The 24,280-nt window shown below is 67.0% G+C and carries 24 protein-coding genes; 3 read left to right on the top strand and 21 right to left on the bottom strand.

From position 1 onward, the window contains the following. Positions 1-24 precede the first annotated feature (24 nt). Entirely contained in the window at positions 25-525 is a 501-nt protein-coding gene (locus FSYMDG_RS25930) for a hypothetical protein (RefSeq protein WP_157490986.1), read from the top strand. A gap of 40 nt (positions 526-565) precedes the next feature. Beyond that, entirely contained in the window at positions 566-1,654 is a 1,089-nt protein-coding gene (locus FSYMDG_RS06955; protein ID WP_013871712.1) for an IS630 family transposase, read from the top strand. Here FSYMDG_RS06955 and FSYMDG_RS06950 read toward each other — a convergent pair. The 14 genes from FSYMDG_RS06950 to FSYMDG_RS06880 all read right to left on the bottom strand — a co-directional run bounded on the left by FSYMDG_RS06950 (position 1,651) and on the right by FSYMDG_RS06880 (position 14,119). Further along, positions 1,651-2,502: an ABC transporter permease gene (locus FSYMDG_RS06950; RefSeq protein WP_013872861.1), complete on the bottom strand. Its 852-nt coding sequence runs from the start codon at positions 2,500-2,502 to the stop codon at positions 1,651-1,653. The two genes, FSYMDG_RS06955 and FSYMDG_RS06950, sit on opposite strands and share 4 nt — an antisense overlap. A 13-nt stretch (positions 2,503-2,515) precedes the next feature. Continuing rightward, positions 2,516-3,376 (bottom strand): MlaE family ABC transporter permease, encoded by an 861-nt coding sequence (locus FSYMDG_RS06945; protein ID WP_013872860.1) that lies wholly within the window; start codon positions 3,374-3,376, stop codon positions 2,516-2,518. Between the two features lie 836 nt (positions 3,377-4,212). Further along, positions 4,213-4,980 carry an SDR family NAD(P)-dependent oxidoreductase gene (locus FSYMDG_RS06940; protein WP_013872859.1) on the bottom strand — a complete coding sequence of 256 codons (768 nt, stop codon included), beginning with the start codon at positions 4,978-4,980 and terminating at the stop codon, positions 4,213-4,215. A gap of 190 nt (positions 4,981-5,170) precedes the next feature. Further along, the gene (locus tag FSYMDG_RS06935; RefSeq protein ID WP_013872858.1) at positions 5,171-5,485 is read right to left on the bottom strand and encodes a cytochrome C oxidase subunit IV family protein; all 315 of its coding nucleotides are present in this window, start codon (positions 5,483-5,485) and stop codon (positions 5,171-5,173) included. Between the two features lie 4 nt (positions 5,486-5,489). After that, the gene (locus tag FSYMDG_RS06930) at positions 5,490-6,035 is read right to left on the bottom strand and encodes a cytochrome c oxidase subunit 3 family protein (protein WP_047225260.1); all 546 of its coding nucleotides are present in this window, start codon (positions 6,033-6,035) and stop codon (positions 5,490-5,492) included. Between the two features lie 95 nt (positions 6,036-6,130). After that, entirely contained in the window at positions 6,131-6,484 is a 354-nt protein-coding gene (locus FSYMDG_RS06925; protein ID WP_131796442.1) for a hypothetical protein, read from the bottom strand. Between the two features lie 64 nt (positions 6,485-6,548). Beyond that, positions 6,549-7,726 (bottom strand): IS3 family transposase gene (locus tag FSYMDG_RS06920; protein WP_085948540.1). Its coding sequence is split into 2 segments (ribosomal slippage): positions 6,549-7,465 and positions 7,465-7,726, totalling 1,179 coding nucleotides; the frame shifts between segments, so codons are not numbered across the junction. 66 nt (positions 7,727-7,792) lie between these two features. Continuing rightward, positions 7,793-8,233, bottom strand: coding sequence for a hypothetical protein (locus FSYMDG_RS06910; RefSeq protein WP_131772310.1), 441 nt, complete (start codon positions 8,231-8,233; stop codon positions 7,793-7,795). Between the two features lie 335 nt (positions 8,234-8,568). After that, positions 8,569-9,489 (bottom strand): serine/threonine protein kinase, encoded by a 921-nt coding sequence (locus tag FSYMDG_RS06905; RefSeq protein ID WP_013872856.1) that lies wholly within the window; start codon positions 9,487-9,489, stop codon positions 8,569-8,571. Between the two features lie 9 nt (positions 9,490-9,498). Next, on the bottom strand, positions 9,499-10,224 hold the full coding sequence (locus tag FSYMDG_RS06900) for a vWA domain-containing protein (protein ID WP_013872855.1): 726 nt from the start codon (positions 10,222-10,224) through the stop codon (positions 9,499-9,501). 96 nt (positions 10,225-10,320) lie between these two features. Then, positions 10,321-11,481: a protein kinase domain-containing protein gene (locus FSYMDG_RS06895; RefSeq protein ID WP_131772309.1), complete on the bottom strand. Its 1,161-nt coding sequence runs from the start codon at positions 11,479-11,481 to the stop codon at positions 10,321-10,323. Continuing rightward, complete coding sequence (locus FSYMDG_RS06890) at positions 11,478-12,302, bottom strand: protein phosphatase 2C domain-containing protein (protein WP_013872853.1); 825 nt, start codon at positions 12,300-12,302, stop codon at positions 11,478-11,480. Before FSYMDG_RS06890 ends, FSYMDG_RS06895 begins: the two co-directional genes overlap by 4 nt. Beyond that, on the bottom strand, positions 12,299-12,931 hold the full coding sequence (locus FSYMDG_RS06885; RefSeq protein WP_165001404.1) for a vWA domain-containing protein: 633 nt from the start codon (positions 12,929-12,931) through the stop codon (positions 12,299-12,301). Before FSYMDG_RS06885 ends, FSYMDG_RS06890 begins: the two co-directional genes overlap by 4 nt. Before the next feature lie 147 nt (positions 12,932-13,078). Continuing rightward, positions 13,079-14,119, bottom strand: a complete 1,041-nt coding sequence (locus FSYMDG_RS06880; protein WP_165440841.1) for a hypothetical protein — start codon at positions 14,117-14,119, stop codon at positions 13,079-13,081. Positions 14,120-14,967: 848 nt separating this feature from the next. Between FSYMDG_RS06880 and FSYMDG_RS06875 the strand changes: the two genes are divergently transcribed. Then, positions 14,968-16,392, top strand: a complete 1,425-nt coding sequence (locus tag FSYMDG_RS06875) for an ATP-binding protein (RefSeq protein WP_013872849.1) — start codon at positions 14,968-14,970, stop codon at positions 16,390-16,392. A 213-nt stretch (positions 16,393-16,605) separates the two neighbouring features. Here FSYMDG_RS06875 and mscL read toward each other — a convergent pair whose 3' ends face one another. From mscL to FSYMDG_RS06840, 7 genes are all read right to left on the bottom strand, one after another. Beyond that, positions 16,606-17,103, bottom strand: coding sequence for a large conductance mechanosensitive channel protein MscL (gene mscL / locus FSYMDG_RS06870; RefSeq protein ID WP_013872848.1), 498 nt, complete (start codon positions 17,101-17,103; stop codon positions 16,606-16,608). 157 nt (positions 17,104-17,260) lie between these two features. Then, positions 17,261-17,977 carry an ABC transporter ATP-binding protein gene (locus tag FSYMDG_RS06865; protein WP_013872847.1) on the bottom strand — a complete coding sequence of 239 codons (717 nt, stop codon included), beginning with the start codon at positions 17,975-17,977 and terminating at the stop codon, positions 17,261-17,263. Then, positions 17,977-18,840, bottom strand: coding sequence for an ABC transporter ATP-binding protein (locus FSYMDG_RS06860; protein ID WP_013872846.1), 864 nt, complete (start codon positions 18,838-18,840; stop codon positions 17,977-17,979). The genes FSYMDG_RS06865 and FSYMDG_RS06860 overlap by 1 nt, the downstream gene beginning before the upstream one ends. Positions 18,841-19,000: 160 nt before the next feature. Next, a complete protein-coding gene (locus FSYMDG_RS06855) occupies positions 19,001-20,404 on the bottom strand; it encodes a branched-chain amino acid ABC transporter permease (RefSeq protein WP_013872844.1) in 1,404 nt (467 codons plus the stop codon). 326 nt (positions 20,405-20,730) lie between these two features. Continuing rightward, positions 20,731-21,660 carry a branched-chain amino acid ABC transporter permease gene (locus FSYMDG_RS06850; protein WP_013872843.1) on the bottom strand — a complete coding sequence of 310 codons (930 nt, stop codon included), beginning with the start codon at positions 21,658-21,660 and terminating at the stop codon, positions 20,731-20,733. A 58-nt stretch (positions 21,661-21,718) separates the two neighbouring features. Beyond that, positions 21,719-22,888 carry a branched-chain amino acid ABC transporter substrate-binding protein gene (locus tag FSYMDG_RS06845; protein WP_013872842.1) on the bottom strand — a complete coding sequence of 390 codons (1,170 nt, stop codon included), beginning with the start codon at positions 22,886-22,888 and terminating at the stop codon, positions 21,719-21,721. 323 nt (positions 22,889-23,211) lie between these two features. Beyond that, a complete protein-coding gene (locus FSYMDG_RS06840; protein ID WP_013872841.1) occupies positions 23,212-23,886 on the bottom strand; it encodes a RibD family protein in 675 nt (224 codons plus the stop codon). Between the last annotated feature and the right edge of the window lie 394 nt (positions 23,887-24,280).

Here is a 24,280-nt window from a genome sequence, read left to right as displayed (position 1 = left end):
CCAGTCCCAGCGTCCGGAAGACGCGTGGCACCAGACAGGAAGGGGAGCCGTCCTGAAGCAGGTCAGCCGAGCGCGCGGAAGCGCTCTGTCACCGCCGTGGCGCCCGCGCCGGACTGGCGCGGGCGCCTCCCGGCCCGGGTCCCGCTCGCATCTGGTCGACAGCACTGCCATCACGATCCGTATTTCGATCCGTATTTCCCGTTACATGTAACCGTCGAATGGGAGGCCAAGCGGAAATGTCTGCCCGGTCGCGCCGAACAGGATGAAGAGCGCCGCGACGATCTGACAGTAGCGCGCTCCCCGGCGCAACGACTGTTCCTTTGCCGTCCGCGCTTCGCGGGAAAGAGCCCGAGAAACGAGATCGGCGGCGTGTCGTCGCCCCCAGCATCCGATAACGAAGAAAACGGCAGCGAACGCGAACTGTGCCAGCATCGCGTCGGTCATCTCATCATTCCATATCTGATGGGCGTCGGTCCGTACGGGCGCGGCACCCGTACGGTCGACCATCTGCCGGACATGGTCTAGTGTCCTGAGTCGTTGATTCGTGTGCAGATAGAATGGGCTGGTGCCTGGCCCGAGCGCGGATCCCATCGAGTTGTCGTCTGCTGAGCGTGCGGTGCTGGAGGGCTGGGCCCGACGGCGGAAGACCGCGCAGGCGCTGGCGTTGCGCTCGCGGATCGTGCTGGCCTGCGCGGACGGTGGGACGAACTCGGGGGTCGCGGCCGAGCTCGGGATCACCCGGGGAACGGTCGCGAAATGGCGGGAGCGGTTCGCGGTCGACCGGCTGGAGGGCCTGTCAGACGAGGCACGTCCGGGAGCGCCTCGGAAGGTCACCGACGCCCAGGTCGAGGCGGTGATCGCGAGGACGTTGGAGGAGAAGCCACCGAACGGCGATACCCATTGGACATCGCGGTCGATGGCGAGGGCCAGTGGGCTGTCGCAGTCGACGGTGTCACGGATGTGGCGGGCGTTCGGGTTGAAGCCGCATCTGGTCGAGACGTGGAAGCTGTCCACCGACCCGCTGTTCGTGGACAAGGTCCGTGACGTGGTCGGGGTCTACCTCGACCCGCCGGAGAAGGCGATCGTGCTCTGCGTCGACGAAAAGTCGCAGGTGCAAGCTTTGGATCGCACGGCACCGGTGCTGCCCCTGATGCCGGGTACCCCGCAGCGGATGACCCACGACTACGTCCGCCATGGCACGACCAGCCTGTTCGCCGCGCTCGACCCGACGTCCGGGTCGGTGATCGCGCAGACCTTCCGGCGGCACCGTCACCAGGAGTTCCTGCGCTTCCTCAAGCTGATCGACTCCTCGGTCCCGAAGGGCTACGACCTGCACCTGGTCCTGGACAACTACGCCACCCACAAGACCCCGGCGGTGAAGAACTGGCTGCTGCGCCACCCCCGCTTCCACCTGCACTTCACCCCGACCTCGGCGTCGTGGATGAACCTGGTCGAGCGCTGGTTCGCGGAGCTGACCACCCGCAAGCTGCGCCGATCGACGCACCGCTCGGTCGTCGAACTCGAAGCCGACATCCGCCGATGGATCAACGCCTGGAACAAGGACCCGAAGCCGTTCGTCTGGGCCAAGACCGCCGACGAGATCCTCGAGACCCTCGCCGCCTACTGCCAGCGAATCAACGACTCAGGACACTAGTACCCGATGGGCGCGCGTGTCAGCGACCCGAAGAACATCTGCTGGAATACCGCCCCGACCACGCTGACGATGACCAGGTTGATCACCATGGACTTCGCCGTGTTCTTGCCGACCCCGACCGGCCCGCCACTGGCCGTGTATCCGTAGTAGCAGCCGACGGTGACAATCATCATTCCCATGATCGCGCCCATGGCCAGTGACAACAGCACGTCCTGCTGGGTCTGGAAGGCCCAGAAGACGGAGAGATAACCGCCCGCGGACACACTGTGGAACACGTGTACGTTCAACACGTACTGGACGCCGTACATGATCCCGGTACCTATCATGAACATGAACGGCGTGATGATGATGACCGCGAGCAGCCGGGTGCTGATGAGATACGAGTGCGGGTCGAGGCCCATGACCTCAAGCGCGTCTATCTCCTCGCTGATCCGCATCGACCCGAGCTCGGCGACCAGCCCACAGGCGACCTTCGCCGAAAGAATCCAGCCCCACATCTCGGGAGCGACCGTGTAGTCGGCGGTCGAGGTGAACACTCCCGTATAGCTGCCGGCGCCCAGCTGGCTGAGGAGATAGTGGCCTTCCAGCGAGGCCTCCGCGGCCAGCATCCCCATCATGAACCAGATGATCCCGGAGCTGGACAGGATCATTATACCGGCCTGTCGCAGCACCTCGGAGCCATAGTGCCGCACACCCGGCATACGGCGCACGGAGGTGACCGTGAATCTGGCGATCTCACCGAGGTCGCGTATCAGCGACCCCTCACCAGTGTAGGAACCGAAGCTGCCGGTGCCGGCCTCTGTCGACGGCTTCGCCGCGACGCCGCCGCTGTCTGCTGCCACAGTCATTGTCGACCCCCTTTCACCGGTTCACCAACATGTCGGGATTCAGGCCCAGCATCGTCGCGTTCAGCACGAAATTGATCACCCACACGGCGGCGAAACACAGCACCACCGCCTCGTTGACAGCCCGTCCGACACCCTCCGACCCACCGCGCACGGTGAGCCCTTTCTGTGCGCAGACAACGCCGATGAACGTGCCGGTCAGCGTGGACTTGACCACAACACCGACCAGTTCGGGAGTGGTCAGGCTCGACAGGAAGTTCGCAAAATAACCTCCGACGGACGTCGTGCCGAACACGGTCGCGGAGGTCATGGCCATGATGATGCCGAGCAGTCCGCCGATAATGGTGAAGGCCACCGTCATGATCGTGATGGCGAGCACCCGAGGAAGCACCAGCATCCGTGTCGAGTCGACACCGAGCACCTTCAGCGCGTCGAGCTCCTCCCGGATGCGCCGGGCACCGAGGTCCGCGGCCATTGCGGTTCCCATCACCCCCGCGACAGCCATTCCGGTACAGAAAGGCGAGATCTCTCGGATACTCGCCATCACGAAGTAGGTACCTATCCGGTTCTGCCCACCGAGCAGGCTGAGCAGGTCGTACGCGTAGTTCGCGATGAGGAAGGTGAAGCCGCCGACCGCGAGAACGCACGGCAGCCAGCAGAAACGCAGCATCGCGTACATCTCGTCACGGGTACTCCCCCAGTACCCCCGCGGCTGGCGTACCGCCGTGGTCACCAGCCGCCCGAGTAACTGCCCACACTGTCCGACGTCGACGACCACTCGCTGAAGAAGTGGTGGCAGCCTTGTCAGAACACTCTCGGTAATGGTGCCGGAACCTGAGCGGTGGCTGCCTGCTCCGGTTGCAACCTGCTGTGCCATCTGTCTCCTTGATCAGTTTGGCGGTGCATCGCTTCCGTGGATCCACCGCACCGTCGTCGACGGGACTCCCGCTGCCAGAACTCGTGCCGGCAAGAGGAACTACGGCCCCGAACGCATCACAACAGCCCCTGTCGACCAGACGTCGGACAGCGAGGACGGAACACCTGTCCAGCCCTCACGACCACCGCGGGAAAACGACCGTCCGGCAGTGGCAGAATCGGCCGACGACAGGTTTTCAGGACTAGTGGGCGCTCGTGACAGAGCGCCTCAGAAAAATTCCACGGCATCATTCATGATTAGATCAGTCGCCTTCTCCGCGCGACCTGACAGCCGCCGTCAAACATTCCGGAAAGCACACGAAAAGACAGCGTTCCAAGAGCATTTACGGCGCCCTTCGGGCGCATCCACGCCAGGCCTGAAAAACGAACTCGTAACAGGCGAAAGAACGGCGTGGAAGATGTGTCCTGTTCGGCTCGGCAACGTACACACCCGATGCCCGGTCCGGATGCGACCTACGAGCGAGGTGCGCCGGTCAGGTCGTACGAGGTCGCGCACGCTGCCGCGCCGGCGGCGTGCGCGCGGCACGCCAGGCCCGTACAGCCCACCAGGCCCCGCGACCAGCGCTCCGTCGGCCAGCGCCTGTGGACGCGCCATCCGAAAAGCGCCTACCAGCTCTGCTGGCGACCGGGTGCCGCGCATGGGCATCGCCCACCGGATCAGGAGGACCGCACCGGTTGGCGCACCCGTGCCCGTGAGATCCACCGGAGCCGGCGTGAACGGCCCCGGCCAGGAATTCGCGGGACAACCGTGGTGGCGAACGGCGGCGACGCTCTTTTCTACTGGGCGGTCCAGCCCCCGTCCACCGGGATGACTTGGCCGGTGATGAAGTCGCTCTTCGGGCTCAGCAGGTAGACGACCAGGTTGCCGATGTCCTCTGGCCGGCCCAACCGGCCCGCCGGGGTGGCCGCCGTAACCGTGGTGAGCAGCTCCTCCGTGATATCGCCCAGCATGGGCGTCTGGGTGACGCCTGGAGCAATGACATTGATCTGGATGTTGCGCGCGGCGTACTCGACGGCCACCTGTCGTGACAGAGCGATGACCCCACCCTTGGCCGCGGAGTAGGCGAGCACATTCTGCATACCAATGAGACCCGCCGTCGACGCAATATTGACGATCTTGCCGCCACCGTTTTCCAGCAGGGCCGGGACCACCGCCCTCGCACCGAGCCAGACACCCTTGAGATCGACGGCGAGAATGCGGTCCCAGCCCTCTTCCGTCTGCGAGAGCAGGCTGTCGACATCCGACACGATGCCGGCGATACTGGCGAGCCCGTGGATGGAGCCATGCGACTCGATCACGTCGTCCACGAGGATCTGCCAGGCTGCGGCATCCGAGACATCGAGGGCTCGGGCCTCGGCCCTGCCGCCGGCCTCGGTGATGGCCGCGGCTGTCTCGTCCTGACCTTTCAGGTCGATCGCGATGACGAGAGCGCCCGCCTCGGCCGCCAGGTGCGCGGTCGCTCTACCGATACCGGAGCCGGCGCCGGTAATCAAAACCGTACGTCCCTCAAGAAGAGCACTTCCGCCTGATTCTGATGCAGTCACAGCATGCCCCTTCCGTCCTGTCGACTTACTGAGGACCGTGATACCCCGTCGGCCACGGTCACAGTCATTTCAGTATAAAACAACTGTTCGTTCCTGAACAGCACCACGGTCGGCAACGAACACGCTCGGGAAAGACACCGGTTACGCCTCCGGAAAACACGGCCCCGCACCACGGCATCGGCCGCTCGTTTTAGCCGCCGGCAGTGAGGTACATGGCCACGAGAACCGCACACACCACCACGGCCCACCCGGCGAACAGAAGATGCAGTATCCGTGGAGCTTCCCGGATCTCCATGAAGTACCGACCGACGAGGTACACCTTGAAAAACGCCACCACAATCACACCGACCGTCGCGGCCTCCCGGGCGCCATGACCTTCCCCGAGATACCAGGAGAGCACGGTCGCGCCCATGAGCGTGAGCCAGGCGACAACGGTTGGATTCCTGACGACAGAAATCCTGGCGGCAGAACCCTTGACGACGGTGCTCCCGACATGCGTCGACATCTGGTCACCTCATCAGGTACAGCAGCGCGAACAGAACGATCCAGAGCAGGTCGACAAGATGCCAGTAGCAGGCTCCGGCCTCAAGATTACGTATGTCCCTGGCCTCCAGGACCGGTTTGCGGGCAATCCTGTACATGATCACAAGGCCGATCATTCCGATCAGCAGGTGCAACAGGTGGATACCGGTGAAGACGAAGTAGTACATGTAGAAGCTGTTGACCGACGGTGTGTGTCCCGCGTCAATCTTGTCCGAGTACTCCAGGTACTTGTTGAGGACGAAGCCAGCGCCGCAGAGCAGCGTGACGAGAATCATCCGCGAGCCGGTCCGGGAAGCCCCTCCGCGCAGCGTGTTCAGGCCCAGCACGACAAACATCGACCCGGTCAGCAACAACAACGTGTTCACCGCGCCGAACGTCAGGTCCATGGTCTCGTGAGCGTGTTCGAAGAGCTCGACGCTCCGCGACCGTTCGTAGACGAACACACCGAAGAACAACCCGAAGACGAGCATGTCCCCGAAGATGAAAACCCAGATGCCGATCTCGCCCGGCACCCGGCCTCCGCCGCGAGGGCGCCACCGGGGCGCCCTCGCGGTGTGCGAGGCGAACGGATCCGCGAACGGATCCACCGCGGACGGCACGCTCATGGTCACGACACGGTGGAAAGATCTTGCTCATGGACGAAGCCGCGCTTGACGTTCTGCATCGACAGGTAGCTGAAGTACAGCACCCAGGCGCCGAAGACCATGAACGGTGCCCACAGACACACCACACCGGTCCAGCCGAACGGCCCGCTCTTGAAGAACCAGACCGTCCCACCGGGCATGAAGCACACGCCTGACCAGATGCTGAAGTATCCCGTCCAGCGCGGGAAAACCGGTGTCGCCTTGTCCAGCAGGATGTTCAGTCCGAGCGCGATGGCCCAGATCGTGAACGGCATCCAGGTGCCGAGCAGGATGATGAAGCCCGCGTCGTTGAACGCCTGTGTGATCTCCGGTGACACGTCCCCGGCGCGGAATGAGGTGCTGCCCATTCTACGGACACGCGATAACTGGACTATATCAGCTTTACGCCGCCTCTGGTATTGATGTCCGACTCGTCAGGTAGAGACGTTCGACGTGTTCCGGGGTGTGGTAGCCGAGGGTGGAGTGGAGTCGCTGCCGGTTGTAGAAGACTTCGATGTACTCGGCGATCGCACTGCGGGCGGCACGACGGGTTAGGTAAATTTCCCGATAGACGAGTTCGTTTTTCAGGGTGCCAAAGAAGGATTCGGCGGCGGAGTTGTCCCAGCACACTCCGGTGGCGCCTACGGAAGGTCGCACGCCGTGTCGTGCCAGCGTGCGATGGTAGGCGTCGGACGTGTATTGCGTACCGCGATCCGAGTGAAAAACCGCGTTCGGTGCAAGGGTGGTGCGGGACGCGGCCATGGTGAATGCGTCGACGACGAGTTCGGTCCGCATGTGACTGGCCATCGACCAGCCGAGAACCTTCCGTGAATAGCAGTCGATGACCGTGGCGAGATACAGCCAGCCTTCGCCGGTACGGACATAGGTGATGTCACCGACGAGCTTGGCCCCGGGGCGGGTGGCGGTGAAGTCGCGGCGGACGTGGTCGGTGGGCACCGGCGCCTGGCCGGGGATCGTGGTGCGGCGGTAGGCCCTGGGCTGGCAGGCCTTCAGCCCTGCTCGGCGCATGATCCGTCGGGCGAGGCGGACCGAGGTGGGCTGGCCCGACGCGGTCAGAGCGGCGGCGATCCGCCGCGCGCCGTAGGTCTGGCGCGAGGCGGCGAACAACGCCCGCACCTGGGTGTCCAGGGTGGTGTGCCGGCGGGTCCGGGACGACACCGGTCGCTGGTACCAGTCGTAGAAACCGGACGTCGACACCACGAGCCACTGGCACATTTTGCGTATCGGGTAGTTGTCCTTCTCCGCGGCGATCAGCTCGAACTTATCGATCACTGATGGCGTTGCGCGAAGAAGGCTGCCGCTTTTGAGAGGAACTCGCGCTCCATCCGGAGTTCCCGGTTCTCCTTCTCCAGCTCCCGTAGCCGGGCACGCTCGGACATCGACAGCGGTTCTTCTTCGCCTTGGTGGGCCCGACGCCAGGTGGCCACCCAGCTCCCCAGGGTTCCCTCGTTGATACCGAGGTCCTTCGCGATCGCCGATACCGGCCGACCCGAATCGATGACGAGTTTCACTGCCTCGTCCTTGTACTCGGGCGTGAACCGCCGCCGGGACTCAGTCATCAATCTCCTCCGCTCACGGATCAATTATCCCACATAGGGATCACTGTCCGAAGAACGGGGACCACCTCAGAAGGCCGCGGTGGCCCAGAGACCGCAGTTCACGACGATCTGTGCGGTACCCGCGGCCATACAGGTCAGCTGGACGTAGGTCAGAACCGGGAAGAGCCCCTCCTTGCGCCGGGTCTGGACAGCCATGCACACGCCCCAGACGCCCATCAGCGCATAGGCCAGACAGGTGAACACGAGACCGACGCGGATGGCGTCCTTGTGGTCCCGGTAGTATTGTGCGACATCCTGTGGGGAATCGCTCGGGTGGATGGCGGGCGGGAAGTACCGAGCGAGCCAGACGCTCCCGATCACAAATAAAACGAACATGGCCGGACCACACCATGCGACAAGTAACTGCGAGTTGCGGCTCATGCTTTGGCGCTCGGCCCGAGCTGGACCGGAGCCGTTTCTGCTTGTTTCCCCTCCCGCAGGGGACGTGATGACATCGGTAGCGCTCACAGGACCCTCCTTCTCCCTCGGTCGAGGTGGTGTAGGCGGGCCGAATAGCCCGTTATATCCTACTTTGCGCCAGCATGATCCGCCTTCGCGCCTCCCTGCGCGCGACTGCCACAGCCAGCAACAAACTCGACACTCCAGACGGTGATCACACTAACAAACAAGTGATTGTTTTCTGCCGACCATAGTTGGCCGTGTGACCTGTGTCAATGTCGCCGTGTCCACGGCGACACACAGACGTATGATCTTTTTCCCGAATCGTGCGGCAACGTGGCTCCACACCAAGATCTGTCAAATCTCACCAGCCGACGACACCCTCTTGGACGATACCGACTGCATCACTCCCCGAGCGGCAGCGTCCTGGGATGGGAACCCGCGCCGGAGCGCAGATAGCGGTACCAGGCAAGCGCCGCCGGCCGGGCGCTCGGGTCGGCGGACAGACTGGCCCGCACAAGATCCATACCGGTCCGGTCGAGCGCATCCTCGACAGCCCGCGTGGCGCTCTCCGGCGTGACCGTCCGGCCGGGCGCGAGGATACGGACGATGAACAGGCCGAGCTTGAATAGATCGGAGCTGATCGACTGCGGCTCGTGTATCACCGGGGGAAAGAAGTCCGGCGTATGGCCCTGATCGACGACCGCCGCGTTGCCGACCTTCCGCACCGCGTCACAGTCCACCAGGAGCACGTCCGGTGTCGGTCGCAGACGGTAGAGGACGTTACGGGCGGAGATGTCGCCGAAGACGATGCCCTGGTTGTGCAGGAACGCCACCAGGTAGGCCAGCCGCAGGCACAGCCACCACCGCTGCGCACGGTCCGGGAACGGCAGGCCGAGCGCCCGCATCTGCTCGGGGCCGGCGAACAGCGACCGCGCTTCGCTCGGCCGGCGCTCCGACCGTCCCGTCGCTGTCGGGGAAACCTGGAAGAAGGCATCGGGTATGAGCCGCATGACGACGCCGAGCACCTTCGCACGAGCGGAGTCGGCATCGCTGTCGACCACGATCCGCAACGGCCAGGCCAGATGCGTGTCGAACCACAGGCGCTGGTCCGCCGGCAACGCCAGCTGCAGCGCGATGATGTTGGCCAGGCCCTGGGCCGGCACCCGCCCCACGATGGAGCGGTACTCCTTGTAGACGAGCGGCACCCCCACCTCGGGAAGACCGAATTCGGGCAGCCGGTAGACGACCGCCTGCCCGCCCCGGCTCAGCAGATCGACCCGGCCCAGCCACTGCCGCTCGACAGCGACGCTCTGCCACTTCACAGGAGGCTCTCAATAACGAACATCCGGGTCGATCCAGGACTCGGGCGGATCGCCGATGACCGTGTCGAGAGCATGGACGTCCGTTTCATCGATCACCACCATCTCCTGATGACCCGAGGCCACGACACTTCGTACGATGATCTCGGTCAGATTTCTGATCGCGCTTTCCGGGCTGGCCAGCCGGCTTTGTATGAACAATGGCGTCGTCGGCGCCGGATGAGCCAGCGCCCGCATGATCTCGGGATTCGAGTCAGCGACGGCGCAGGGAATGACGTGCGGGGTGGTCGGGCATTCCCGGAGCAGGGTGGCGAACGCCTCCTCCCAGGCGCCGGGAGGATCGTCGAAGGGTTCGCCGTCGCTGAGAAAGAACACTCCGGGGCGGCCCACGGTGAAACCGTCGGCCGCCAGCTGGCGGCGGTCACGGTCGACGGTGGCCCGTAACAGGTTGAGCGCGGGCGCGTATCGGGTGCCGTCGTCACGGCACGCCAGCTGGGGGAACGTCGTCGTGGTGAGCAGGTCGCACAGCGGCAGCACCGTCCGGCTGCCGCCGGCAAAGTCGATCATGCCGACCCGGACCCGGGCGGCAGCGACCGAATCACGGGCCAACGCCTCCCCGATCCGCTGCAGGATGAGGTTCGCGGTGTCCAGCCGCGGCCCGTCCATGGACTGCGAGACGTCCACCACGAGGTAGAACGGAATCAGGGTGGTCCGTGGGTGCGTGTCCGACCGCTGCACGGTTACCTCCACCTCGTTTCTGCCGAATTCCCGCCGATACCGCCGATATCAATGCTGCTTCCGATTGTTTCGCCGATTTTGTCCACTCCGTGTCGACTACCGGACACCGACAGCGATGACGACCACCAGCGCGAGAACCAGCAGGGCCACGACCGCGAGAACCGTGCCGGCGGCCCTCGCGACAGGAGCCACGCCACCGCCGGCGCCACCACCGCCGGTGGCGACGCCGTCCCCGGTCAGGTCCGGCAGCGCCGGGAACGGGTCAAAACGGCCGCTCCGGGCCCGGGCGCACCATGGGCACTCCGGGAGATGCCCACTGTAGGTGTGGCCTTTCCGGTTGCCGCATGTCCGGACGTCGTCCCAGGCCAGGTCGAGGGCTTCGGCCCATTCCTGCGCGGCCGGCCGCGAGTTGACCGCGCCGTGGCCCGCCCCGAACGCTTGCCTGGCCAGCGCGGCGATCCGCGGTGGAAGGACGTCGGGCTCGACGGCCTCGTCCGGGACCTCGACCTCGCTGGGCGCCGTCAGGACGGTGATACCGTACTGGATGTTCGTCTCGGGTGATGGATCGACGTCCAACAGCCGGGCCGGAATGCCCTGGAAGGGATGGTCGCCGCACAGCAGCAGCTGGCATACCAGCACGGCGAGGGTGAACCGGTCCGTTTCGACGCCTCTGGGGCCGGACAGCTCGGGCAGCAGTTCGGGCGCGGCATATTCCGGGGTTACGGTATGGCAGGAAAAAAGCTCCCCGTCGTACCGGAACTGCAGCGAGTCGCAGTCGAGAAAACTGATCAGACCGTCCGCCCGGACGTGAATGTTGGACGGCGCAAGATCACCTACCACGATCTCCTGGTCGTGCAGAATGGCGACCAGCTGGCTTAAGTTGCTGGCCACCCCCAACAGAAACTTCCAGTCCTTGTCCGGGAAGTTCGTCAGGCGAGTGTAGTGCTCGAAGAACGTGCTCAGCGGCTGATCATCGGAACGCCACATGACGTATCCGAGAACCGCCCCGCTGGCGTCGCGGGCGAGTTTCTCCGGCCATACCAGCCCCGGATGACCGGAACCGGGGTCGACGAACTGTGACGCGTCGAAGGCCCGCAGCATGCACTCCAGCCGGTGGGTGCGTTGGGCGTCGGGCTCCCGGTAGATCTTCACCGCCTGCCGGGCATCGCTGTCCACGGCGTGGACGATCGACTCGGTTCCAACACCGAGCACGGTCGAACAGGTCAGCCTGCGCCCGTTGACAAAAATCTCCGTCACCGACACAGAACCGCCACCACCAGCGTCGTGTCGTCCTGGGTCACTTCGGTGACGTCCTCCCGCACCAGCAGCCGGACAAGTCCGGAGGCATCAAAATGATCATTGTCGAGCAGTCTGAGCACGGTGTCGATGACCGGTTCCCGGGCCACCGCCAGCCGGCCGTCGGCGTCCCGTCGCAGGGTCGCGGGGATCAGGCCATCGGTCGATATGAACACACCGCTGATCCAGGGGTCGTAGAGGGCGTTCACCCGGGCGGCTCGGCTGGTGTCCGACGTCAGGAAGACCGCGTGGGTGGCGTGCTCGGCGTCGGCGGTCCCGGCGTCGAGCAGGTGCAGGTTGTCCTGTCCGCCCTCACCCGTGCGGACGACGATGAAGCCGTCCCCGATGCCGAGATAGCCGATGACGGGATGGGCGAGGACGACGACTGTCAGTGTCGTCGCGAACTCGTCGACGTGCTCCGGCCCGGCGATCGCGGCGACGACCCGCCGGAACTCGGCGACTATCTCCTCATGCGAGGCCGCCAGGATTCGCTGTAGTTCCGGCGCGGTCGTGGCGCGGCCGGCGGCATGGACACGGTCACGCACCAGCCGGGTGGCGATCGCGACCGCGAGCCGGGAGCCCTCGGCCGACCGGGGCGCGGATCCCGCGCCGTCGGGCAGCGGCCCCCGCCCGTACAGCGACAGGTGAGCGAAGGAGTCCTCGCACCATCTGCCCTCCCGCACGTGCGAATACCCCTGGACGCTGGCGCCCCGGATACGCCACCGGTCGGGCCGGCCGCCGGCACCGCCTCGGACGGCCACGGGCTGCCAGCCGGGGGTCACGCCTGCCTCGGCTGGTAGCCACGCAGTTTGTAGTTGGGGTCCTCCACGCTTCTGTCCAGCTGCACGAGAATGTCGCTGAAGTCGAACCGTCCATACATCATGTTTCGCTCCGGAGCCAGTTCGCGCAGGGTTGCCTGGCCCCGGTCGTCGATGGGCGGAATACCGATCGCGAACAGCGCCAGTTTCTGGTTCGCCTCCAGCCCGCGGATCTCGCCTGCCAACGGCCGCCAGTCCGAGCTCGGATGCCCCTGGTCGTCGGTCGGCCGGCCGTCGGTGACCAGCCAGACGAGCGGACGTTTCCAGGTCACCCTGTCCCGGGCCAACTGCCGCTTGCGCGCCTCGATGACAGAAATACTCAGCCGGACCGCCTCGACCAGCGGTGTCACCCCGTCGGCGATCAGCTTCGGCGGCTGGAAACTGTGGGCCGGCACGAACGGGGTCCGGTCACTGCGCGGATCGAAACTCTCGCTGCCACGCCATTTGCGTACTCCCCCGGCACCAAAGGTGATGAGCGCGAACTCGGTGGTCCGCGCCATCTTCTCGCCGGCCTGCATACTGCGCGCCCAACCGGCAAGCGCGTCGTTGAGCCTGTCGATCGCCTCGCCACGCATCGAGTACGAGGTGTCCATGCACAACACCACGAGCACGCGATGGCTCGGCCGGGGAATGGGAATGTTCCCGATGATGTCCCGCGGCTGCTGACGATCCGCTGCCCTGTCAGAGCTGTTACGAGGTGCCATTTTCCGATGTATCCCCGTCTGCGTAGTCACTACGGACTACCGGCCTGGGCGGCCGTACGGTGGCCACGCCTGTAGTCCGTCCACCTCGTGCGTCGTCAGCCGCACCTGGTCGCCGACGCGGGGCCGACTCGATCCCGAGCCCTTCCAGGTCGCTCGGTAGAGCCCACCGTCGACCGCGACATAACCCTGCGGGCCGAAAGCGGAATGTATGATGCCGAGCGGGCCGACGGCGATGTTCGGTTGCGCAACCGGAGACACCGGCCGTGCGCCGCCATACCCGCCGCCCCCGCCGTCCCGGCCGCCGTTGTCGTTCCGGCCGTTGTCGTCCCGGCCGTTGTCCTCATCGACGTCGTTGTCATCACCCGCGCCGTCATCCCCTCTGCCCAGCAGCCCGCGCCGTCGGAGCACGGCGGCACCCAGCCCGAGCAGCACGATGACGATCAGTGCGTAGACCCAGAACGACCGGCCGGAGCCGCCCTGCCCCGACGGGGGCGGCTGCTCGGCCGTGGAGGCCAGGCCGGACGGAACAGCCGACGTGTCCACCTGTAGCGCCCGCCTGAGGACGACGTCCAAGAGGAAGGGATCGGTGTTGGTGGCGTACACCCCAGATGCCCGTTCCGCCTCGGTACCCGCCACCTGTTCCTGGCACTGCCTCCCGCAGGGCGTCTGCTGCCCGCCCGCGCCGCTGTTGCGGGCAAGGGCCGCGCGGGCGGCGTCCGCGTCCGCGAACCGGTGGCCGGCCACTGCCAGCAGCACCGAACCGGCCGTCCCGAGATCGGGCCGCTCGCCGGCCCGCGAACGCTCCGGCAACGCGACCTGGACGGCAAGTTTGGCCCGATGATCGAAGATGGCGTCCAACACGGCCGACTCGCCCTGGCCACCGATCAGCGTGGACGCGCCGGTCACCCGGGCCACGACGACTCCGTCGCCGTCCATAATCCCGTTGAGCAGGCTGTTCAGGGTTTCCAGAACGGCCCGGTCGACCTGCGGTGGCAGCTCCATGACACGCACCACGAACACCGGCTGCTGACCGGACGCCGACGCGGCCGCCGCGGGAGACGCGGACAGCGGCGACACGACCGGCACCACAACAGCCAGCCCCACAATGACGGTCGCCGCGGCCACCGATAACAGGGTCTGGAGCCGTAACCGGCCCGGAGACCGACGTCGCGGAACGCGCCCGGCATCCGTCACGGGGCAGTGATGACCGCCTTGCAGCACCGGAACCCCCCGACATTTACTGCTGCTCGTGACAGCCACAGGTCACTGTAGTCAGCGGAAAGCCAGCATAGCGACCCGATTGCCCCGGACCTACCAACCTCCCCGGCCCCACCAGAGCCCGGTCCGCTTCGCCGGCCCGATACGACGGCACGGCAGGTGGCACGACCGGTAGCGCGGCAGGGCCGCCGCCACCGGCTCCTCCTCGGATCGCACGCCGGCAGACCGGGATCGCCAACGGCACCAAGGATTGCCGAATTGTGATAACTCCACAATCCTTAGCAGCCCAACGCTCGATCATGGCTTCTCTCACGACACCGGACGCCGTCGACAGCCGCATCCCGCGACGCCCAGAGGGGGATCATGCTTGCCAAGCCGTCCGAACTGTTCGACCGCGACGCCGAATGGTCCGACTACGGCACATTCGCTCGGTCCTGCCCGACGCGCCCGGGGACGTGAAGCTGCTGCTGTTCTCCCGGTCCGGCTTCACCCCCGCTCTCGCCGCGGACGCCGCCGCGTCATCGGACGTCGAACTGGTCGACCTCACCGCCTCTACACCAGCTCCTGAGCCTCCGGTCGAGTGCCGCTTGCATCCCCCGACCCCAGCCCCCTGCCCCGAGAGACCCTCGAAGCGCACTCCTCCGCGTGACACACTGAGGAATGGTGCATTCTTCATGGTGCCACACGGAGGAATGTAGACTGGCCGCATGGGCACAAAAATCGGCCAGGTTGCCCAAGAGCTGGCCCGCACGAATCCGTGGTGGCGCAGCGCCGACTGGGCCGCGACGGATCCGGACCTGCGCGCGGTACGCGACACCGGCCTGGGATACCGGTCGCCATGCCTGGACGGGCTGGTCAACGGAGGTCTCTACCTGCTGCGGGGACCTCGTCGAGTAGGCAAGACAGTGGCCGTGAAACAGACCATCGTCGATCTGGTCGGCCACGGGACACCACCACAGGCGATCGTGCGGATCGCGGCGGACGCGTGGTCCGCGGAGGATCTGCGGACGGTCGTCCAGAACACCGCACTGCCACCGGTACCGCCCGGCACGGCGCGGTGGTGGCTGTTCGACGAGATCACCGGGACGGCCGGCGACTGGGCGGCACAGATCAAATGGCTGCGGGACAACGACCCCGAGTTCGCGCTGGCCACCGTGGTGCTGACCGGATCGAGCGCGGCCGGGCTGACCGCCGCCTCGGGCGTGCTCGCCGGCCGACGCGGCCGGATCGACCACGGCGACCGCGCCCTGCTCCCGTTGGGATTCCGCACCTTCGCGCGGCTGCTGCGACCACACCTACCGGACGTCCCCGCTGTCGATCTCGCGCGCCTGCGCGGCGACACGGCCCGTACGGCGTACGCCGAACTGCTGCCCTGGCTGGACGATCTCGTGATCGCCTGGGAGACCTATCTGATGTACGGCGGGTTCCCGATCGCCGTGGCGGCGGCCCGCGCCGGTACACCGGTACCCGCCTGGTTCGTCGACGACGTCTTCAACGTCGTGTTCCGGGACGCGTTCGCCGCGTCCCAGCTCAGCCAGACCAGCACCGCCGCCCTGATGGAACGGCTCATGCAGTCGATGGCGGCCCCCGCCAACATGAGCCGGATCGGCGCCGACCTGGATCTCAAACACGACGTGGTGGCCCGTCACGTCCGTTATCTCGGCGACGCCTACCTGCTCTGGCACTGCCCGCAGAAGGCGGAACGCGCCTGGACGGCACGGGAACGCGCCCAGGACAAGCTGTACGCGATCGACCCGCTGGTCGCCCGCCTGGCCCATCTGCGCAACCCCGCCCGATCCGATATCGACATCCCGGTGCTCGCCGAGATGCAGACCGGCCTGGCCCTGCAACGCTGTGCCTACGCTCACGGGACGGGATGGGCCGAAGACCTGTTCCTGTTCCATCTGCGCACCTCGTCCCGCAGAGAGATTGACTTCGTCGCCGAACAGCTTGCCGGTACCGCTGTGGAGAGCAAGTACGTCGAGGGCGGCTCCTGGCGAGGCGCGGCCGCCACCATCAGCGCGTCCGGATACGGCGGGCTGATGGTCACCCGCAACGTCCTGGACACCCGGGAGGAGAACGGACCCTGGGCGATACCCGCGGGAATCCTCTGCTACCTGATCGACACCTGAGCCCCGACCTCAACCCCAGCAGAATTGATCGTTTACAGGCCCCGAGGGCTACCGTTCACAGGGCTCGAACGCTACCGTTTCGCGGAACCCGTCACGATGACAGGCACCCCCGGCTCGCGCCGCCGGCCGGGCCTTCGGGTCGGCCCGGCCGGGTGTGGCGAGCGGTGTTGCCGCTGGCTGTCGCCGGTTCTGGATGTGCCGGCTCCGGATGTGTCAGTTCTGGTTGGGGGTGCGGGGCGCGGGCGCCGTGGCGGTGGCCGCCGCGGAGCTGGCGAGCAGGTCTCGGATCTCCGTCAGCAGCCGGATGTCGTCGCTGACCGGCGTGGGCTCCGGTTCCGCGGCCAGCCCGTTCCGCTTGCGGAACGCGTTCGCCTTGGCAAGCGGGAGGACGATGAGAAAATAGATCACGGCCGTGACGATCACGAATGAGACCACGTCGTTGACGAACGAGCCGTAGTTGAACCGGCTGCCGTTGACGGTGAAGGTCAGTGCGGAGAAGTCCGGCTGCCCGCCGATGGCCGCGATCAGCGGGGTGATCAGGTTTTTCACCAGCGAGGTGACCACCGCGGTGAAGGCGGTACCGATGACGACCGCGACCGCGAGGTCGACGATGTTGCCGCGGGTCAGGAACTCCTTGAAGCCCTTCAGCCCGGGGGTGATCAGTCGGGTCGGCGCACGGCCCTTGTCGACAGCTTCTCGCAACGCGCTCACGCAGGTCCCCCAGGAGGCCGGTCGAGTTGTGTGGGGCGTCCAGGTTGGCCCGGAGGTGCCCAGTACCACGGAGGTTACAACCCTGCCCTACAGGGAAAAACGGCCTGCCTCTGATGTGCCGTGGGCCCTTGTACGGAGTGGGCCGATACGGAGCCTGTCATCCGATGGGGATGTCCTCGCCGAGGTATGCCTGGCGGACGCGGTCGTCGGCGAGCAGGTCGGTGCCGCTGCCGGTGAGGGCGACCTGGCCGTTTTCCAGTACGTAGCCACGGTGCGCGATCCGCAGGGCCTGCACCGCGTTCTGTTCCACCAGCAGCACGGCCACACCGGCCCTGTTGATCTCGACGATCACGTCGAAGATGGTCTGGATGATCCGGGGGGCGAGCCCCATCGAGGGTTCGTCGAGCAGCATCAGCCGAGGTCGGCTCATCAGCGCCCGGCCGATGGCCAGCATCTGCTGCTCCCCGCCGGAGAGGGTGCCGCCCAGCTGGGACGCCCGCTCGGCCAGCCGCGGGAACAGGGTGAAGACCCGTTCGGCGTCCTCCCGCGCATGCCGCCGGTCGTGGTAGGCGCCCATCAGCAGGTTCTCCTGGACGGTCATGCCGGCGAACACCCGCCGTCCCTCGGGGACGTGGCCGACCCCCAGCCCGACGAGGGTGTGCGCCGGTATGGACGACAGCGGCCGGCCGTCCAGGTAGATCTCCCCGCGGCGGGGGCGGAGCAGCCCGGAGATCGATCGCAGGGTGGTCGTCTTGCCGGCGCCGTTCGCCCCGAGCAGCGTCACGATCTCGCCTTCGGCGACCTTCAGCCGGACGCCGCGCAACGCCGGTACGGCGCCGTAGCTGACCTCGATGTCGGCGACCTCCAACAGCATCAGTCCGCCTCCCCGCCGGCATCCACGCCGGTCTCCACACCGAGGTATGCCTCGATCACCACCGGGTCACGCTGGACCTCGGCCGGGCTGCCCTCGGCGATGACACGGCCGAAGTTCAGCACCACGACGGTGGCTGCGACGGACATCACCAGCCGCATGTCGTGCTCGATCAGCAGGACCGAGACCCCGTCCCCGGCGATCCGCCGGATCAGCGCCTCGAGAGCGCGTTTCTCGGCGGGGTTCGTCCCGGCGGCGGGCTCGTCCAGGAGAAGAAGCCGCGGGTCGGTGCCCAGCGCCCGGGCGATCTCCAGCCGGCGCTGTTCGCCGTGGGACAGTGACGAGGCCAAGTCGTGCGCGCGCCGGGACAGGCCGACCAGGTCGAGGAGCTCGAATGCCCGGTTGACCCCGGCCCGTTCCTGCCGCCGCGCGCCGGGCAGCCCGAGGATCGCGCTGAGCGATCCGTACCGCTGCCGGGCCTCGGTGCCGATCTGCACGTTCTCCAGCGCGGACAGGGCGGGGAAGAGCCTGATGTTCTGGAAGGTCCGGGCGATCCCGAGGTGGGTGATGGCGTGTGGGCTGCGTCCGACGATCCGCGCCGGCCGGCGGGACGTCCGCCAGAACGTCACCGAGCCCTGCTGCGGCCGGTACGCGCCGGTGAAACAGTTGAACAGGGAGGTCTTCCCGGCTCCGTTCGGCCCGATCACGGCCAGGGTCTCGCCCCGGCGCTGCCGCAGCGAGACCCCGTCGAGGCTGGTGACCCCGCCGAAGCGCAGCGTCAGATCACGGGCCTCGAGCACCAGATCGGACGGTGGCTCGCCCGGTGTGCCGGCGTCGGCCGGCCCGGTCGCGGCGACGGTGGTCATCCGGCGGCCCCTCCAGGGCGCACGACTCCGTGACGCACGATCCCGCGGGGGCGCACAGCGTTCTCGCGAAGAGACCCCACACGAGGGGACAGGGCGCGGCCGGCACAGCGGCCGACACACACGAGGTTCCCCGGGGGCGCGGGGTTGTCGACGTGCGCGGTCATGTGATGGTCCTTCCGATCGGGGCCGCGCCAAGCTGGTCCGAGGCGCCGGCGGCGCTGCCGGCGAGCTCGATCTCCCGACGCCTGCGGCGGGACGGCACCAGGCCCTGCGGGCGGAAAATCATCATTACGATGATGACCGCGCCGAAGTAGATGTACCGGTCCGTCGGCGGAACCTTGTCACGCAGGTAGAAGGCCAACCCCTGCAGAACGACGGCTCCCATCACCGCGCCCAGCCGCGAGCCCATCCCACCGAAGATGACCACTGCCACCACGAGGAACGACAGCTGCAGGCTGAAGCTCTGCGGGTTGAAGAACTGCTTGGTGGCGAGCAGGACGCCGGCGAACCCGGAGACCGACGCCCCGATGGCGAAGGCGAGCAGTTTCATCCGCAGGGTCGGCACGCCGGTGGCCTCCGCGGCGATCTCGTCCTCCCGGATCGCCGCCCAGGCCCGGCCGATCCGGGACCGTTCCAGCCGCCCGAAAGCGATCATGACGATGGCCACGATCCCGAGCAGCAGGTAGTAGTACGGGAGCGGGTCGATCCCCCACTGGTAGTGGATCCCTGGCAGGTCGACCGACAGGTGCGGCACCCCGAACACCCCGCGCGAGCCGTTCGTGATCTCGTCCGAGTTGTTCGCGAGCAACTGGATGATCTCCCCGAAGCCCAGCGTCACGATCGCCAGGTAGTCACCGCGCAGCCGCAGCGTCGGCGCACCGAGGATCACGCCGGCGAGCGCGGCGAGCAGAAGCGCGATGGGGAAGACGAAGAACGGGTTGAGGATGAACGGCGCGTGCCACGGCATGGCCGACGACGAGCTGAAATAGGCGGTCACGTAGGCGCCGATCGCGAAGAACGCGATGTAGCCGAGGTCGAGCAGGCCCGCGTAGCCGACCACGACGTTCAGCCCGAGCGCGAGCAGCGCGTAGATACCGATGTCGTTGACCATCGACTGTTGCGCCGCCGTCGAGACGAGCAGCGGTGCCGCGATCGCGGCGGCGAGCAGGACCGCGTTCAGGCCGATAGCGGCATGCGGCGACCCGAGCGTGGCCGCGACGGGCCGGCGGGCTCGCGCCGCCGCTGTCACCTCGGCGAGCAGCGGGCGTAGCCACGCCGCGGCGATCAGCAGCACCCACAGCCCCACCGCCAGGCCGATGAAGATCCCGACACGCGGGTCGATCACCGAGCGCCGCAGCGCGCGGAACGGGTGGACGGAGTCGCCGCTGGGCCCGGTCACCACCGCGGCGAGGGCACCGAGGGCGAGGCACACGCCGAGCTGCCGCAGCCGCGCCGGGGTGAGCACGCCGGCGGCGGCTCCCCGAAAGGCCCGCGCCGGCGCGGCGGGAACGGGCTCGGAGGAACCCGGGCCCGCCGGGTTGGGTATCAGGCCTGGACGGGACACCGGTCGGGAGGCGGCTTCCGGCTGCCGCCGCGGTGCCGGCCGCGACGACGGCCCGGGCTGTGTCGGCGGTTCCAGCGGCTCCGACCGCTCCGGCGGGCGCGATGACGTCGGCGGTACTGGCTGGGCCGGCGGTTCCGGTGCGTTCGAACGCGCCGGCGGACACGGCGCGGCCGACGGCTCCGGCTGTATCGGCGGATGCGCCGACTCCGACGGCTCCGGTTGCGCCGATGGCTGCGACGGCGAAGAAGGAGCGGACGAGGAGGAAGAAGGGGTGGACGAGGCCGACGCGGAGGGTTCGGGCGATGCCGGGGACGGCGGGCGGGCGGTCACGCGGCCCTGCCCAATCGCACGCCGAGCAGACCCGACGGACGCACCATGAGGATCCCGACCAGCACCAGAAAGGCAATCACGTCCTTGTAGGACGCCTGGAAGACGTACCCGCCGTAACTTTCCACCAGCCCGAGCAGGATGCCGCCGAGCATGGCGCCGCGGACGTTCCCGATGCCGCCGAGCACCGCGGCGGTGAACGCCTTCACCCCGGGCACAAAACCCATGTTGTACGAGGCGTTGAAGGTCATGGCATAGAGGAATCCGCCGGCACCGGCGAGCAGGCCGCCGATGACGAAAGTCAGGATGATCACTCTTTCGACGTTCACTCCCATCAGGACGGCCGTGTCCGCGTCCTGCGCGACCGCTCTGATGCCCTGCCCGAGCCGGCTTTTCGCCACCAGCCGGTCCAGCAGGACGAGCATCACCACCGCGGCGCCGAAGACGACGACGGTCAGGGTGGACACCTGGGCGCCGAAGAGGTGGAAGAGCGTGCCGTTGGTGAACAGGTCGGGGACCGGCACGTTCTGCCGGCCGAATTCCTTGCCGGCGAGGTTCACCGCGAACAGCGACGCGCCGATCGCGCTGATGAGGTACGCGAGCCTGGGCGCGGACCGCCGACGCAACGGCCGGTAGGCGACCCGTTCGAGAGTGAACGCCGCCGCGGCACCGCCGGCGGCACCCACCGCGAGCCCGGCGGCGACCAGGCCCACCGAGGCCAGCCCGGACGGCGTGGCGCCGCCCGGCAGCAGGCCCCTGGCTGCGAACAGCCCGCCGAAGGCCCCCAGCATGAACACCTCGCTGTGGGCAAAATTGATCAACTGGAGCACGCCGTAGACAAGCGTGTAACCCAGGGCGATGACCGCGTACAGCGAGCCGACCATGAGACCGTCGACGGTCAACTGCCAGAACTGGTCGGCAAAACCCATGCGTCTCCTCGTCGTGGTCGTGTCCTCGCCATGGCGTGAGGACCGTCCGGACAGCCCGTCAGGACTTGATCAGTTCCGCGGTGTTGCCGAGAACCGTGATCTGTCCGTTCCTGACCTGGTAGATGAAGTCGTTCGCGCCTTCGACCTCACCGTTCGGCTGGAACTTGACGAGCTTCGTGACACCCTGGTAGTTGACCTTCCCGAAGGCCTCCGCCACCGACTCCCGGCTCAGATTGTCCCCGAGACCCTTGAGGACCTGGATGAGGGCATTGGTCGCGTCGTACGCCTCACCGGAGTACGTACCGGGCCTGGCACCACCATTGATCTTCTTGTACGACTCGACGAAGGCCGCCGCGTCCGGGTCGCTGTTCGCGTCACTGCACGGGCAGGTCAGGTAGGTGCCCTCGGCCGCCGCGGCACCGGCCTGCTCAACGTACTTGCCGTCCAGCGAACCGTCACCACTCACCGTGATGCCTCTGAAGCCCTTGTCGTGCAGTGCCCTGGACAGCAGCGCGAGATCAGGGTAATAGCCCGAATAGAACAGGACGTCCGGATTCTCCGCGATAATCTTCGTCGCCTCGGAGGTGTAGTTCTTTGTCGGGTTGATGCCGTCGTGGACCACGGTCACCCCCCTGGCCTTCAGTTCCTTTTCCAGCGCGGCGGACAGGCCGGTGCCGTAGTCGCTCTTGTCGTCGAGGGAGAACACCTTCTTCGCCTTCAGCACGGTGGCGATGTAGGCGGCGTCCTGCGTGCCCTGGACGGTGTCCGGGGCGATGACCCGGTAGAAGGTCCTGAAGCCCAGCGCGGTCAGCGTCGGATTCGTCGCCGACGGGCTCACCGAGAGCAGACCGGCCTGCGAGTAGAGCGGTTCACTGGCCTTGGTGGCTCCGGAGAACATCGGCCCGACGACCGCCAGGACGTCCGAGTTGTCGATGAGTTTCTGCGCGGCGGTCGTGCCCTGGTCCGGCAACCCCGCGTCGTCGGACTGCACCAGTTTCACCTGGAAGGGCAGGCTCGGGTCGGCGTTCGCCTCGGCAACGGCGGTCTCCATCCCGTACAGGGCGTTGATACCAAGCTGCTGACTGTCACCGGAAAGGACTCCCTGGAAGCCGATAGTAATCGACTTCTTCCCATCCGATGACGATGCGTCATCGCTACCGCACGCCGCGGCGGTCAGGGCCACCACGCCGGCTAGGGCAACTGCTCCCAGGAGTTTTCGCCTGGTCATGCATCTCCTCCTACCTGTCCCGCTATGTGTTCCGGAACCGGTGCGTGGACGGCGTACACGGTCGCGATCATGGAGTGTTACTGGCTCCAGCAGCACTCATCCGCGCATCCCCACCGACATCCGCGTATCCCCACCGGATGTCGGCACCGTAGTCCCTTCCTGAACGCGTCGGAAGCGCACCCTGCGTGCCGTCCAAGGTACCGGTCATCCTGCTTGCACCTACTATCCGCATAGCCGTACCAACCTTGGGTCAGGACAGTCCGAAACGGGTCCCGCGCGGCCACCGGCCATCCCACCAGAGGACACCCCCACCAGGTGGGACGTCAGTTGAGCAGGTAGCGCAGGAGGACGACGTCGCCGAGCGGGCGGGCCTCGGCCAGCTCCATCCGGTGGCCGGCGTGCCGGGGAAAGACGCCGTCGCCGACGAAGCGGGGCGCGGTGGGGTCCCCGACGAAGAACGGCGCGATCACCAGGTGGATCTCGTCGACGAGCCCTGCGGTGAGGAACCGGGTGTGGATCGCACTCCCGCCCTCGACCATCAGCCGGTGTATGCCGCGCGCGGCAAGGTCCGCCAGGACGACGTTCAGGTCGATCGGGTCACCGGCGTCCACGACGGATGCCACCCCGGCGAGCCGCTCGCGAGCCCTGTCCGCCGCGGGGCACGCGGCATAGACGATCTTCTCGACCTGCCCGGTGGTGAAGAAGCGGGCGCCGCGGTCGAGGTCGCCAAGGCCGGTGAGGGTGACCTTGACGGGGCTTTCCGGCAGGCCGCAGGCCACCCGCTCCTCGCGGCGGGCCGCCGAGCGGACCAGCAGCCGGGGGTTGTCGCGACGGATGGTGTTGGCGCCCACCAGGATGGCGTCGACACCGGCCCGGACCTCGTCGACCCGGTCGAAGTCGGCGTCGTTGGACAGCAGCAGCCGCCGGTCGCCGGCATCGTCGATGTAGCCGTCCACGGACATGGCCACCGACAACAGGACGTACGGCCGTTGGGTCACGCGCAATACTCCAGGCTCGTCTTGGCCCGCCAAGTTACTGAACTTACACACGCCGGGCCCGGATAGCCTTGACTCCTCCTCGTGGCAGGCAAAAAGGGTAATATGGACCAAGGACGATACGGACCACGGAAGTCGTCATCGCGTTGCGGGACGCCGGCGGCGGGACGGGTAGCAGCGTCCAGCCGCTGGGAGCCTGGCGCCGTCGCAGGGCGAGCCGGCACGGCCTGCCCGCCGCGCCGGCCGGATAAGGGCACGCACCGCGATGGCGGTACCGCGACGGCCACCGCCGGGTGACCTGGCGGGGGCTCGTGCGGTGCTGGTGGGGACGAGCCGTCACACCGGCGCCTCGGGGCTGCCGGATCTGCCGTCGGTGGCCACCACCGTCAACGACCAT

The organism is Candidatus Protofrankia datiscae (assembly GCF_000177615.2).
Taxonomy (GTDB): Bacteria; Actinomycetota; Actinomycetes; order Frankiales; family Frankiaceae; genus Protofrankia; species Protofrankia coriariae.
This window is presented reverse-complemented; position numbering and strand designations above follow the sequence as displayed.

Excerpts from the sequence above, each read along its gene's own strand:
- FSYMDG_RS06950 (WP_013872861.1), bottom strand. The coding sequence starts at position 2,502 with ATGACTGTGGCAGCAGACAGCGGCGGCGTCGCGGCGAAGCCGTCGACA.
- FSYMDG_RS06945 (WP_013872860.1), bottom strand. The coding sequence starts at position 3,376 with ATGGCACAGCAGGTTGCAACCGGAGCAGGCAGCCACCGCTCAGGTTCC.
- FSYMDG_RS06935 (WP_013872858.1), bottom strand. The coding sequence starts at position 5,485 with ATGTCGACGCATGTCGGGAGCACCGTCGTCAAGGGTTCTGCCGCCAGG.
- FSYMDG_RS06885 (WP_165001404.1), bottom strand. The coding sequence starts at position 12,931 with ATGGACACCTCGTACTCGATGCGTGGCGAGGCGATCGACAGGCTCAAC.
- FSYMDG_RS06875 (WP_013872849.1), top strand. The coding sequence starts at position 14,968 with ATGGGCACAAAAATCGGCCAGGTTGCCCAAGAGCTGGCCCGCACGAAT.
- FSYMDG_RS06865 (WP_013872847.1), bottom strand. The coding sequence starts at position 17,977 with ATGCTGTTGGAGGTCGCCGACATCGAGGTCAGCTACGGCGCCGTACCG.
- FSYMDG_RS06860 (WP_013872846.1), bottom strand. The coding sequence starts at position 18,840 with ATGACCACCGTCGCCGCGACCGGGCCGGCCGACGCCGGCACACCGGGC.
- FSYMDG_RS06850 (WP_013872843.1), bottom strand. The coding sequence starts at position 21,660 with ATGGGTTTTGCCGACCAGTTCTGGCAGTTGACCGTCGACGGTCTCATG.
- FSYMDG_RS06845 (WP_013872842.1), bottom strand. The coding sequence starts at position 22,888 with ATGACCAGGCGAAAACTCCTGGGAGCAGTTGCCCTAGCCGGCGTGGTG.